The organism is Collinsella sp. CLA-ER-H5 (assembly GCF_040092375.1).
Classification (GTDB): domain Bacteria; phylum Actinomycetota; class Coriobacteriia; order Coriobacteriales; family Coriobacteriaceae; genus Collinsella.
This window is the reverse complement of sequence record NZ_JBBNLR010000001.1, coordinates 122,183-135,093: the sequence shown is the minus strand read 5'-3', so window position 1 is coordinate 135,093 and position 12,911 is coordinate 122,183. Positions and strand designations below refer to the sequence as shown.

Annotated in this window: 11 protein-coding genes; 4 read left to right on the top strand and 7 right to left on the bottom strand. The window is 59.1% G+C overall.

All coding sequences use genetic code 11. The annotated features are described in order from the left end of the window. Window positions 1-12 precede the first annotated feature (12 nt). The 3 genes from AAAX31_RS00660 to AAAX31_RS00650 form a co-directional block, all read right to left on the bottom strand. The gene (locus AAAX31_RS00660) at window positions 13-546 is read right to left on the bottom strand and encodes a TIGR00730 family Rossman fold protein (RefSeq protein WP_349075833.1); all 534 of its coding nucleotides are present in this window, start codon (window positions 544-546) and stop codon (window positions 13-15) included. Between the two features lie 35 nt (window positions 547-581). After that, entirely contained in the window at window positions 582-1,007 is a 426-nt protein-coding gene (locus AAAX31_RS00655) for a potassium channel family protein (RefSeq protein WP_349075832.1), read from the bottom strand. Window positions 1,008-1,403: 396 nt separating this feature from the next. After that, entirely contained in the window at window positions 1,404-2,516 is a 1,113-nt protein-coding gene (locus tag AAAX31_RS00650; RefSeq protein WP_349075830.1) for an IS110 family transposase, read from the bottom strand. Between the two features lie 248 nt (window positions 2,517-2,764). Here AAAX31_RS00650 and AAAX31_RS00645 point away from each other — a divergent pair, with 248 nt between their 5' ends. Continuing rightward, window positions 2,765-5,569 carry a transporter substrate-binding domain-containing protein gene (locus tag AAAX31_RS00645; protein WP_349075827.1) on the top strand — a complete coding sequence of 935 codons (2,805 nt, stop codon included), beginning with the start codon at window positions 2,765-2,767 and terminating at the stop codon, window positions 5,567-5,569. A 42-nt stretch (window positions 5,570-5,611) separates the two neighbouring features. Next, a complete protein-coding gene (locus AAAX31_RS00640) occupies window positions 5,612-6,091 on the top strand; it encodes a pyridoxamine 5'-phosphate oxidase family protein (protein ID WP_055286693.1) in 480 nt (159 codons plus the stop codon). Between the two features lie 69 nt (window positions 6,092-6,160). Here the strand turns inward: AAAX31_RS00640 and AAAX31_RS00635 are convergent, their stop codons facing one another. The 4 genes from AAAX31_RS00635 to AAAX31_RS00620 form a co-directional block, all read right to left on the bottom strand. Further along, complete coding sequence (locus AAAX31_RS00635) at window positions 6,161-8,353, bottom strand: response regulator (protein ID WP_217107630.1); 2,193 nt, start codon at window positions 8,351-8,353, stop codon at window positions 6,161-6,163. Then, on the bottom strand, window positions 8,350-9,219 hold the full coding sequence (locus AAAX31_RS00630) for a transporter substrate-binding domain-containing protein (protein ID WP_349075824.1): 870 nt from the start codon (window positions 9,217-9,219) through the stop codon (window positions 8,350-8,352). The genes AAAX31_RS00635 and AAAX31_RS00630 overlap by 4 nt, the downstream gene beginning before the upstream one ends. A 143-nt stretch (window positions 9,220-9,362) precedes the next feature. Next, complete coding sequence (locus AAAX31_RS00625; protein WP_349075821.1) at window positions 9,363-10,577, bottom strand: aminotransferase class I/II-fold pyridoxal phosphate-dependent enzyme; 1,215 nt, start codon at window positions 10,575-10,577, stop codon at window positions 9,363-9,365. A 111-nt stretch (window positions 10,578-10,688) separates the two neighbouring features. Further along, window positions 10,689-11,426, bottom strand: coding sequence for a TrmO family methyltransferase (locus tag AAAX31_RS00620; RefSeq protein WP_349075819.1), 738 nt, complete (start codon window positions 11,424-11,426; stop codon window positions 10,689-10,691). A gap of 141 nt (window positions 11,427-11,567) precedes the next feature. Between AAAX31_RS00620 and AAAX31_RS00615 the strand changes: the two genes are divergently transcribed. Together AAAX31_RS00615 and AAAX31_RS00610 are read left to right on the top strand one after the other, a co-directional pair. Beyond that, window positions 11,568-12,395, top strand: coding sequence for a TipAS antibiotic-recognition domain-containing protein (locus tag AAAX31_RS00615; RefSeq protein WP_158556898.1), 828 nt, complete (start codon window positions 11,568-11,570; stop codon window positions 12,393-12,395). A gap of 51 nt (window positions 12,396-12,446) precedes the next feature. Then, window positions 12,447-12,692: a glutaredoxin gene (locus AAAX31_RS00610; RefSeq protein WP_117769871.1), complete on the top strand. Its 246-nt coding sequence runs from the start codon at window positions 12,447-12,449 to the stop codon at window positions 12,690-12,692. Window positions 12,693-12,911 lie beyond the last annotated feature (219 nt).

Sequence of the window (12,911 nt, the reverse complement as noted above, 5' to 3'; positions counted from 1 at the left end):
CAGGCTCAAGGCTTATCCGTTGATAATCGAGGCAATCTCGCGCAAATCGTCGGCAAAGTAGATGCCGTGCTGGCGCTTCAGGCTCGAAAGCCCCTTATCAATCATGTGCCCGAGCAGCGCCTTGAGGTCGTTGTAGTAACCGTTCAGGTTGTACAAAATGCACGGCGCATCGAGATACCCCAACGACACGGCGGACATGACCTCGGCAATCTCCTCGAGCGTGCCCGTCCCACCGGGAAAGGCGATGAACGCATCGCCGAGCTCAATCATCTTGGCCTTGCGCTCGGCCATATCGCTCGTCACGATAAGGTCGTCGATACCGTCATGCTGAAACTCGGCCGCGATAAAAAAGCTCGGCTCCACGCCCGTCACATGTCCGCCAGCATCGAGCACGCTATCGGCGAGCGCGCCCATCAGGCCCGATTTGGACCCGCCGTATACCAGCGCGTGGCCGTTGGTGCCAATCCAGTTGCCCAGCTCCTGTACCGCAGGTAAAAACGCCGGGTCATTACCGACGCTGGCACCCAGATACACGGTGATATTCATTTCAGTCCCCCTCATCGTGACGCGCGGCGCCCGTTCTAGCGTTGGCGGCGACGATATTCGCGCACGCGGCGCGACAGATCGGCGAGCTCGTCACGATCGAGCTCTTCCAAATGCTCAAGATCGTCCATAAAGCGCGCCATGGTGTCCTTTTGGCGCAGCTTGATAAGCGTATTGCAGTAGTTCACCGCCACGCCCGTAAGCATGGCGATATAGAAGATACTGATGACGCTTAGGATGACGGTAATGCCGCGGGCAACCGGCGTTTCTGCCGGGATATCGCCAAAGCCGATCGTCGAGACCGTCTCAAAGCTAAACCAGAGACCATCACCAAAGGCGAGGGTCGTAGGCTCGGACAGCCAGACAGCCGTCGAGCACAGCAGGTAAAAGATAAGAAACAGGCCCGTGATGCGTGCAAAGCCAGCCTGTCGCAGCACATCGGCAAGCGTCCTCAACCTGTTCATCGCGACCCTTTCCACGGACAACCAATCACGTTCGCTCGGTATTGTCCCACAACCGGCAGTTAGGGACGTTCCTTTTAATATGAGCAGGACATTGTCAAGAGGCAAAATCGGGCCTGGCCCCAACGATATGGGGTCAGGCCCTCTCCCTATATCAGCCCGTCCGCGGCGACCTCGGCGTGTCTTACCGACGCTCGTCTTTGCAGTTTAATATCCGCCCGCGGCGATCTCTCGCTGGGCAATCCGTTGCTACGGCTGAGGCTTCTACGTCGAACCGACAGTCTGTGCACGCGTGTGGCGCCCTGGGCGCTCGCAGAAAAGGGACCCGAGGTTCGCCTCAACGGCTTCGGATCGAACCGCTTCCGGGGTGATCGGCTTATGTGCGGGGGACCGCCCCCCCTACGCCTCCTCGGCCATGAGGCCGACCGCCCATACCCAGCAGGCGAGCTCGCGCGCCGTGGCCACGTTCGCCTTGTTGCCGTGGACCCCGCGCGCGAGCAGCGCCTCCCGCCTCTCGACCAGCCTCCGCACGCCCTTGGCGGCATGCCTGCGGGCGACCCGGTCCGGGGCCTGGCCCTTGGCGAGGTCCTTCGGCCGCCCCGAGCACGTCAGGTAGTGCCACGCGGCCTCGACCAGCGCCTTCCTCAGGTGCTTGTTGCCTGCCTTGGTGATCGCGCCCCTGCGGTCGCTCTCCCCGCTGGAGTGCTCGGAGGGCGTCAGGCCGACCCATGCGGCGAACGACCGGGCGTTCCCGAACCTCGAGAACTCGCCGGCCTCGAACACGAGGTCGGCGGCGGACGCGGTGTCTACGCCCTTGAGGCAGCGGAGGGAGTCGACCCTCCTCCTCCACCTGGGCTTGCGGGCCTCGGCCTCGACGAGCCCCTCGAGCCTCGCCTTCTCCTCCGCCGCCCGCCTGACCGCGTCGACGTAGTAGGCGAGCACGTCGTTGTCGGCCCCCTCCGCGAACCTTATCGACTCGATCCAGGACCAGTGCGCCCGGGTCCAGTTGCCCTTCCTGCGGCCGGTGGGCGTCCTCTCGTCGAAGGCGAGCCCGTGCCTTAGCAGGAACTTGGAGAGCCGCTGCTTCGAGCGCGAGAGGTCGTCCCTCGCGTCCTCGAGCGCCCTGGTCAGGTCGCGGGCGGCCTCGCACTCGTCGTCGGGGACCCACACCTCGACCACGTTGCCGACCGACAGCATGCGGGCGAGGAACTCGGCGTCGTTGCGGTCGTTCTTCCTGCGCCTGTCCGCGCTGGGCTTGATCATCTTCGAGACGGCGCCGACCACGCAGTCGACACCCAGGCCGGAGAGCCTCTTCTGCAGGTCGAAGCCCGTGACCCCGGACTCGTACACGCACCTGGCCCCGGGGTCCACGGAGCGGACCCACTCCGCGACGGCGCCGGCGTCGTAGCCGAAGGTCGCGGCGCGCACCTCCCCGGTCATGACGTCGAGGGAGACGGCCTTTATCGAGCGGGCGTGGACGTCGAGGCCGACGAAGGTGTTAGTATCGAGCATGGGAGCCCCTTCCATGAATGCGGCGTGGCCGCCACGGTTGGATTAGACACTCACCATTGTCGGCCTAATCCGCGGTCTTTCATGCAGCAGGGGCTCTCAATGTTTTTATGTCCTGCTCATATCGTCTGTGCCGGCAGAAAGGGACTGTCCCCAACTGCCGGGCGGGACCGTTTAGCGGTGCAGCTGCCGACTGGGCAGGCTGAGCTGGTATCCTTATGCGGTAATGTCTCGATTCGTTAGGATTGCATGTGAGAGCTTCCGCTGTCCTTCGTTCAGTTATATATCGCACCCTGGCCGTCGCGCTTGCCGCACTCGCCATACTGAGCACCATCATGCCCGCCCCCGCCTATGCCGCCAATACCGATCAGCAGGTCAAAACGGTCCGCGTTGGTTGGCTCGTCAACAACGAGGGCTTCCAGGACGGCGCCCCCGGCGAGCGTCTCTCGGGATGGGGCTACGAGTACCTCCAGACCCTCTCGTACTACACACCCGGCTGGCAGTACGAATACGTCTCCGGCACCTTCACCGAGCTTATGGAGAAGCTCGAAGCCGGCGAGATTGACCTCATGCCAAACATCTCCTACTCCGAAGAACGCGCCCAAAAACTGCTCTTCTCATCGAACCCCGAGGGCACCGAACGCTACTACATCTATGCCAGGCCCGAGCGCGACGATCTGGCCAAGGGTGACCCCCGAGCGCTCCAAGGCCTTACCATCGGCTGCAACCCCGGCGTTATGCAAACCTTCGTTGGCCAGCAATGGCTCGCCAACGAAGGAATCGCCTGCACATACAAGGAGTATGACGGAAACTCCGTTCTCTTTGATGCGCTGGCAAACGGCGAGGTCGATGCCGTCATCATGAACGACACGACCTCGTCGCCCAGTGCCTCCCCCATGTTCTACATTGGGTCGAGCGACTACTATTTTGCCGTCCCCAAAAGCCGCCCCGACCTGATGGACGACATCAATGCCGCCATGACAGCAATCGCCCGCGTCAACCCACGCTATAACGACGAAGTCAAATCTCACTACTCGGCCCAAAACAGCGGTTCATCATCGCTCAACAGCCCCGAATGTTCCTGGCTCAAAGCAAACAACAACACCATCACGCTCGGCTACATTACGGGCAAACTCCCCTACTGCAACGAAGACGAAGACGGCAAAATGGAAGGCTCGCTCGCATCGCTTGCGACGACGCTACACGATAAATTTGGCATTACGGTCAAAACCGTCGCCTTTGATAGCTACAAGATGATGTCAAAGGCCCTGTCAGAGGGAAGCATAGACGTTGCGCTGCCGGCATACCGAGATTACTGGTTTGCCGAGCAATCAGGCGTTATGCAGTCGGTATCGTTGGGGACCATGTCCCTCACCGCCATCCACACCGGCAGTAACCTGAAAAAAGACCTTCAGAACATCGCCTGTACCAAATCATCGTTTGTCAACAAAAATGCACTTGAAAGTCTATTCCCCACAGCGACCGTAACCGAATACCAATCCGACGATGAAGCGTTCGACGCCCTCAGGAAGGGAACGGCGCGCTGCATCGTCGCTCCCAGTTCACGCGTAAAAACCATCGGTGACCGTTATGATCTCGAGGACTGCGAGACGGTCGAGCTCCCTGACACCTGTGACCTCGCGTGCTTGATGTCGCGCGGCAAGCCCGAACTGCTGGGAATCATCAACAAGGGCATCATCAATGCCGGAGAATCGCTCTCCGCAAGTAATTACTCCTCCACGTCGTACACGGCCCAGGAATCCAACACGCTTCAATTCCTTTATCGCAACCGCACCGCCATTGCAGCTACCCTCATCGGTATGTTGTCGGTCGGCATCGTCCTGCTCATCTGGGCGCTCGTGCGCGCTCGAACCGAGCGCAAAAAAGCCGATGCTGCCAACGCCGCTAAGACGGCATTCCTCACGCGCATGAGCCACGACATCCGTACGCCGCTCAACGGTATCCTGGGCCTTATCGAAATTGAAGAATTGAAGGAAGGCGATATGCAAGTCGCCCGCGAGAGCCGTGCCAAGGCGCGCGTTGCCGCCAATCACCTGCTCTCGCTGATCAACGACATCCTCGAGATGGGAAAAATCGAAGACCGCAAGCTAACACTGGAACATGCGCCTTTTAACCTCAAAGAGCTTTGTGACGATACGCTGGTGCTGTGCAAGCTCCGCGCGTCCAGTAACGGCATCACAATGCAGGACAATAGTCTGCCGTACGCCACGGGGCCATACATGATCGGCAGTCCCACCCATATCCGACAGATCATGATCAACCTGTTAGACAACAGCATTAAGTACAACAAGCACGGCGGCTCCGTCACCTTTAGTTCAAAGACCAAGCCACTCGATAACGGGCGCGCGCTCTTTTGCTTTAGCGTTTCGGATACCGGCATTGGCATGGCTCCCGAGTTTTTAAAGCATATCTATGAGCCGTTTGCCCAAGAAGGTGACGATGCGCGCAGCAAGTTCCAAGGAACCGGCATGGGCATGCCAATCGTCAAGTCGCTTATTGAACTGATGGGCGGCACCATCGAAGTCAGCAGCGAACTCCATGTGGGCACCACGTTCTACGTGGAAATTCCGCTCGATATCGACAAGAACCCCCGGGCGCGGGCGAATACGGTCGAGAGGGCGCTCGACTGCTCGCTCGCCGACATGAACGTGCTGCTCGCCGAAGACAACGAATTGAATGCCGAGATTGCCCAGACGCTGCTAGAATCCGAGGGCGTCGTGGTCACCCGCGCCGTCAACGGCAACGAAGTCGTCGATCTGTACCTGTCTCATCCCGCCGGCAGCTTCGATGCGATCCTGATGGACATTATGATGCCGGACATGGACGGTTACGAGGCAACCCGCGCGATTCGCCTGAGCGAGAAGGTCGATGCAGCCGATATCCCCATCATCGCGCTCACTGCCAATGCCTTTGCCGAGGACGCCAAGGCGGCACACGACGCCGGCATGAACGCCCATCTGTCCAAACCGCTCGACTTTAACAAGCTCAAAAACATACTCGCCCGCATCAAGAAAAACGGATCCGTTTCGCTATAGTTTGTGCTCAACCACCACGCACGACCAGAAAGGAAGCCAACGATGTTTAGGCCCTTACGTCGAAAGAAACGCGCCATCACTGACGAGGAAGCGCGCGAACTGCTCGCTACCTGCAAGCGCGGCGTCTTTGCCGTCAACGGCGACGATGGCTACCCGTACGCCATTCCCGTCAACTACTTCTTTGACGCCGAGCACGACAAGATCTATTTCCATGGCGCCAAAGCCGGCCACAAGGTCGACGCACTCAAGCGCGATGACAAGGTCTGCTTTACCGTATACGGCAACGAGTGGTACCAGGACGGTGACTGGGCTCCCTACGTTATGAGCACCGTCGTCTTTGGCCGTTGTCGCCTGGCGAATGACACCCCCGCGTTTATCGAGGACAAAGTCCGCCAGCTCGCCCTTAAGTACTACCCTTCTGCCGAAGAAGTCGAAGAGGAAATCGCCAAGGACATCAAGGGCGTCCAGCTCTACGAGATTTCGATTGAGCATCTTTGCGGCAAGCAGATTCAAGAAAAGTAAGCCCCTCAGCAGGCCTCATCAATAACAATATGGCCCAGTTTCAACCCACCTTGGAACCGGGCCATATGCTTATGAAGCGTCGGCGGCGATGTGCGCTAGCGCCTCGACGAGCTCTTGCGAGCTCACGGGTTTACTTAGGTGCGCGTTCATGCCCGCCTCACGCGAAAGCCTACGGTCGTCGGCAAAGGCGTTGGCGCTCACGGCGATAATCGGCGTGGTCGCGGCATCCTCGCGATCGAGTGCTCGAATCTGACGCGTGGCCTCAAGGCCATCGATGCCAGGCATCATGATGTCCATCAACACCACGTCGTACTCGTGCGGTGCGCTCGCGGTAAACATCTCGACGGCAGACTCACCATCCTTAGCATGCGTCACGATGGCACCGGCACGGCTGAGCGTAAACTGCGCGATCTCGGCATTCAGATCGTTATCCTCTACGAGCAAAACGCGCAAGCCCTGGAGCGCATCGCCGTCTCCCGCATCCGCGGGAACTGCCTGAGGAATCTCGGAGCGGTCGCACTTCTCGAACGGCAGGCGAATGGTAAACGTCGTCCCCTGCCCCAAGACACTCGTAAAGCTCATGGTTCCGCCCATAAGCTCGACCAGCTGTTTTGCGATAGGCGCGCCCAGGCCAGTTCCCGACGAAGCGCCTTCCACCTGCTGCTCCTCGCGGCAAAACGGCTCGTAGAGGTGCTTTTGGAACTCCTCGCTCATGCCAATACCGTTGTCGGCGATCGTGTATTCATAGACGGGGACGCCATCCGCTGGCTCCACCTCGCGGCACACCAGGCGGACATAGCCGCCCTGGCGGTTGTACTTGACGGCATTGCCGGCAATATTGAGCAACAAACGCTTGAGGTGCGTCACGCTCACCCGCGCATAGGGATGATTAAGCGTCTGCTGGTCGGAGATAATTGTCACCAGACGCTCCTCGGCCTGGCGCTCCAGAATATCGCGCACTTCACAGTTGAGGGCCACCAAATTTATGGGCACGAGGTTCAGGTCGACCTGCCCGCTCTCCAGGCGACTCATATCGAGCGCCTCGTTGGCAAGGTCGAGCAGCAGTCCCGATGCCGTCCAGATTTTTGAGCGGCACTCAGTCTGCTTTTGCAGATCGTCCGCATTGGCATCGCCAACCTCGACCATGCCGCGAATGCCGTTGATGGGCGTGCGCAGATCGTGGCTCATGCGACGCAGAAACTCCGTCTTTGCCGAGTTGGCAGACGAGGCCTCACGCGCCGCCTTTGCCAGCTTGTCGCCATAGTCGCGCTCCTGCTGCAGCAAGTCCGTCAAACGTCGACGATCAGCGCGGCGACGCACCGTCACAACAACGGCTATAACACCGCCGTAGAGCACCAGCACGCCGGCGGCAACAGCCGCGGCGACCTCAAAGTAGCGCTGCGCCGAGGCATAGGTGTACACATAGAATTTGTGCGCTTTTCCAAATGTGCCCAAATACCACTCGCCGTCGGCGTTAACCAATCTGACCTTACCAGCCAGGCATCGATCCTTAATACCGTCGACAATAAAGACATCCGTCGCAGGCAGATCGAACACGCCCAATACGGTGGGTTCAACGGCATTGGTCGCAACGACCTTGCCGTCGCTTTCGATCACGATATTGCCGCTATCGATGGTTTCATAGCCATCAAGCAAGCTCTGCAGTTTGAGTGTATTGCTTGCAACCGCCTTCGCGCTCTGATGCCTTACCGCGATAACGATGCCCTCGCCATCCTGCCGAGTCACGCAGCCAATGTCTGCGACCGAATCATCCGCAAGCGTGATGCGGGCGGTATAGGACTTAAGCGGATGAGCTGCCACCTCCAGCACGGGTGATCCTTTGAGATACGTAGCGAGCGACTCGTAGCCCACGTCATCGGTCGAGGACTCGGACACCAAATTGCCCGATGCGTCCGTCACGATCAGTGCGCTCACGTTGAACTGGTCGGCATATTGCTCCAGCGTGGCGTTATCCACCGAACCGTCGCGCTCCATATCGCGGGCAGCCTCTCCGGCGATCTCCATAACGCGAATCAGGTTTTTGGTCGTATAGGCGCTGTTGAATGCATCGTAGGAAAGGCTCTGCGTCGCCACGTAATCGACAACGTCGGCAAAGCGCTGCTCGGTTTGGGCCGTCATGTAACCGTAGCTCATCATGCCGGCAGCAACCGAGAGCGCTATCCCCAGCAGAGCGACAAGGAGCCATGCCCCTGCCGAACGATTGCCCCGCTCCTGAGCGGCGTGGTCGAGCGCATCGATCATGACAGGCCCTCCACATTCAAAAATGGCGAAGGGTCATCGAAGTACTTTGACACCAGGCGTTCCATGGTGCCATCGGCAAGCATTTCTTGGTAGGCATGAGTGAGCTTAACGTCGATGCCGCGCGTTTCGTTGATATCGAAAGCGGTGCCCAAACCGACCTCTAGCAACGGCTCATCCAAAATGCGATACGTTACGCCATAGTCTTTTTCGTAGGTGAGCAGCAAGGACTCATGCGCGGCGATGGCGTCGACCAGGCCCTCGACGAGCGCCGGGTTCAGGCACGAACGGTCCGAAAAGCAGTAGAGTTCCTTGATCTGCGGAACGTTTTCATTTGTGCGATTGAGCAAAATGCCCTCGGGCTTGGTGGTGGACTGAACCGCCACGATCTTATCCTCAAGATCGGCAAGCGTGTAGATATCGCTCTGGGGATCGACCGCGACCACCTGGCGACTCGCAAGGTACGGACCAGCCCAACGATACTCGTTTTCGCGACCAGTCATGCTAAAGCTGCCCATGACACAATCGAGTTCGCCGCTCGCCAGCAGCTCTTTCTTCTTTTCCCAATCGATCAGCTGGTATTTTGGCTTGTAACCAATGCGGGCCAAAGCCTCGGTTAATATCTCGACATCCAGGCCAACGATATCGCCGTACTCGTCGGTATACACAAACGGTGGATAGAGGTCGCTGCCGACGTTGAGTGTCTTAAGGTCGTCGTCTTTGACCTGCGAGGCGTCCGGACCTTTTGATGCAGACGTCGAGGCTCCGTCGTTCGACCCGGAACAGCCAGCTATCGCTACGACAAAGGCACTCGCCACTGCAAGCGCAACAAACAACGATATGGCAACCGAGCGACGGGGTCTTTTCATCGAGCTCCAGAAGATCCTGTTTACAGACTGAAATGCTAAAAATAATAGCAAATGAAACCACTCAAGCGCCCAATGGTTACAGACGCATTACCATGCGGGACCTTCTAGCCGACTTGGCAGAAGGCCCCGCATGCAGCGCACACTTACCGTGCATTAAAAACGTAGCGGTCCAAGCGGTCGCACGCTTCCCTTACGCGCGAAAGCGGCAGCGCCAGATTCACGCGAATGTGGCAGGGCCCATGGAACGGACGGCCGTCCTGATACCCCACGCCCACGCGCGCCCCCTCGCCGAGCAACCACTGAATATCGCGGCTATGCTCGCGGCACCACTCGGTGCAGTCCAGAAACACCATGTACGTGCCCTGCGGACGCGAATAGGACACGCCCTCAAAATGCTCGTCCACGTAATCGCAGAAGTACTCGATATTGCCGGCAAGCACCTGGTTGAGCTCGTCCACCCACTCGTAGCCTTGCGGCTGATAGGCACCGATAAGCGCATGCATGGAGAGGACGTTCATCTCGTTGTAGTGGGTCTTGTTGGACACGGCGCACACGCGGTCGCGCAGCGTCTCGTTGTAGATAATGTGGTAGCTGCCGACCAGACCCGCCAGGTTAAACGTCTTACTAGGCGCGTAGAGGGCAACCGTGCGCATGCGGGCATCCTCGCTCACCGACTGCGTCGGGATATGCTTGTGACCCGGCAGGATGATATCGGACCAAATCTCGTCCGATATCACCACGCAATCGTGCTGGCGATAGATGTCCATGGCACGTTCGATCTCGTCGCGCTCCCATACGCGGCCGCAGGGATTGTGCGGCGAGCAGAACACCGCGGCATGGATATGGTTTTGGGCGAGCTTTTGCTCCATGTCCTCAAAGTCCATACGCCACACGCCTTGGTCGTCGAGCCTAAGCGGGCTGTGGACAATGCGATAGCCCGCAGCCTCGATGGACTTGGTAAAGCCGATGTAGGTGGGGCTGTGGACCAGCACCGCATCGCCCGGCTGGACATATGCGCGCAGCGTGGACACGACGCCGCCCAGCACGCCGTTTTCGTAGCCGATATGCTCCGGCGCCAAGCCCTCAACGCCATTGCGACGGCTCTGCCATTCGATGATGCGGTCGAAGTACTCGGGACGCGGATTGAAATAGCCAAACATGGGGTGCTGGGCACGCTGAATGATGTACTCCTGGACCGTGGGCACCGTGGCGAAGTTCATGTCGGCCACCCACATGGGAATGCGGTCGAAGCCCTCGTCGGGTGCGTTCGGGGCCATACCGGGGATCTCACCCCAAGAGTCAACAGCGATAGAGTCCATGCCGTGGCGGTCGATAAGCGAGCTAAAGTCGTATTTCATGCTGAGCTCCCGTGCAAAGTGATTGTTTTGGTAGGCGTTATTGTCCACCAGCGCGGGCGGTTTTGGCATGGGGTTTGACGTTGTTTTTGACGGATACGGACGGATGGCCGGTTAGTCCCGCGCATCGCTGATGGCGGCTACCGTCAACCTGGCGCCGTCGACCGTAAACGATATATCAAGCCCGGCGTAAGCCAAATGGTAAACGCGGTTTGGCTCGTGCTTGCTGCCCGCGCGGCGCGGATCTTGGCGAAGGACCTCGACCAAACCAGGGAGCTTTGCGGGCGGGACCATATCCTGCAGCGCTTGTGGGAACTCGACGTCGAGCTCTTGCCACGGAGTACCCTCAATCCAGCCGCCCGTCGCATCTGGGTGACAGTCGGCAAATGGAATATAGGGCTTAATGTCGTAGATGGGCGTGCCGTCACGCAGGTCGGCCCCCAGCACATGGATGATGGGACCATTGTCGGTGAGCTCGACGCGATCGAGCTTGACGCAGGTAAGACCGATGGGATTAGGGCGAAACGGACTGCGCGTGGCAAACACGCCCACGCGCTTGGCTCCACCCAACCGCGGCGGGCGCACGGTTTTCGACCATTTTGCGTTGGTGCCGGACCTGTCCTGCGTCTTGGCATCGGCAGCTATGTCCTTAGCCGTGCCGCCGGGCGTTCCGTTTTCGAAGCGCCACAGCAGCCATAGGTGAGAGAAGGAGTCCAGACCCTCGACCGCCGCACTGGAGGCAAATTCCGGCTCAAACACGATGCGTCCCTGCAGATGGGGCGCCAAAAAGCTGTTGCGCGGAATGCCAAACTTCTGCGGCAGATCGGTATGTATGTGTGCAATAGGTTCCATGCCGGTCATTGTACGGCATGGAGGTGTGGGGCGTTGCGCGCAATTCTTCGCCGCGGTTCCCCGTCGTGCAACCAACGGTTGCTTGGAAGGGCACCTGCTGCCGCGTATGCTTAAGCCATCAACCAGCAGAAAGGAACCGCTATGGCCTTTGCAGAAAAGCTCATTGCTGTCCGTCGCGTCCATCACCTTACCCAGGAGCAGCTCGCCACCAAGCTCTTCGTCACACGCCAAGCCGTCAGCCGTTGGGAACGCGGCGAGGTCACACCGGGCATCGACATGATGAAGCTCATCGCCGCCGTGACCGGCGAGCCCCTGTCTCATCTGCTCGAAATGCCCGAGCGCTATTGCCAGAGCTGCGGCATGATACTCACGCCCGACGACTGCGGCACCGACGCCACGGGCGCCACGACCGACCATTACTGCAAGTGGTGCTACGACCACGGTAAGTACACCTACGACACCACCATGGAGGCGATGATTGAAGATTGTGCCCCGCGGCTGGCACAAAACACCGGTATGTCGCTCGACGAAGCCGTCTCGCTCATGGGAGCCGTGCTGCCACAGCTGGAGCGCTGGCACACCGTGCAGGAAAACGAGGAGCGCTACGGTGCCGAGGCGCGGTCGCGCTATGGCGATGAGGCTATCGATGCAGCAAACGAAACGTTACTGGACATGAATCCTCAGACATGGAACGACATGAAGGAACTTGAACGCGCTATTCTGGGTCAGCTCTCGATTGCCATGGGCGACGGCGATGCGGATGGAAGCGAGGCTCGCAAGCTCGTCGCGATGCATCACCGCTGGATAGCTCTCAACTGGGGCAGCGAGCCCCAAGACGAGGCCTATCTGGGGCTCGCCCACGGCTACCTCGCCGATCAGCGCTTTATCGACTACTACGACAAGCCATGCGGCACCGGAGCCACGGCGTTTCTAGTTCAGGCCATCGAGTCGTCGTTGACGCGCGCATAGACCGCGGCGGCTTTGGGTATTTCAATCAAAACCTCAACCGATTGGAGACCCATGGCTACTAATCATGAGCTCGCGCTGTACGTTATGACCGGCTGCCCGTATTGCATAAAGGTCAAGCGTTTCCTTGCCGATAACGGCGTGACCATTCCCGAGCGCAATATCTCGACCGATACCGATGCCGAGCAGACACTCATCGCCGTCGGCGGAAAACGCCAGGTTCCCTGCCTGTTCATCGACGGCAAGCCACTCTACGAATCGAGCGACATCATCGCGTGGGCGCAGGAGAACCTGCTCTAGCGTTCTATTGCGGTCGGCTGGCCCCAACCCATACGACCCAAACATGTACACCAGCATCCAAAATCGACATTTTTCGACATCTTTGGATGCTGGTGTACAGTTTTTTGCATGGGTAGTCATTGGGGACGTTCTTAAATGACTGGTTGTTTGAGACGACCTTTGGATTATGGCTGTTTGAGGCCATCTGACATCTCTGGAAAGGGCTCCTTAGAGGACCGT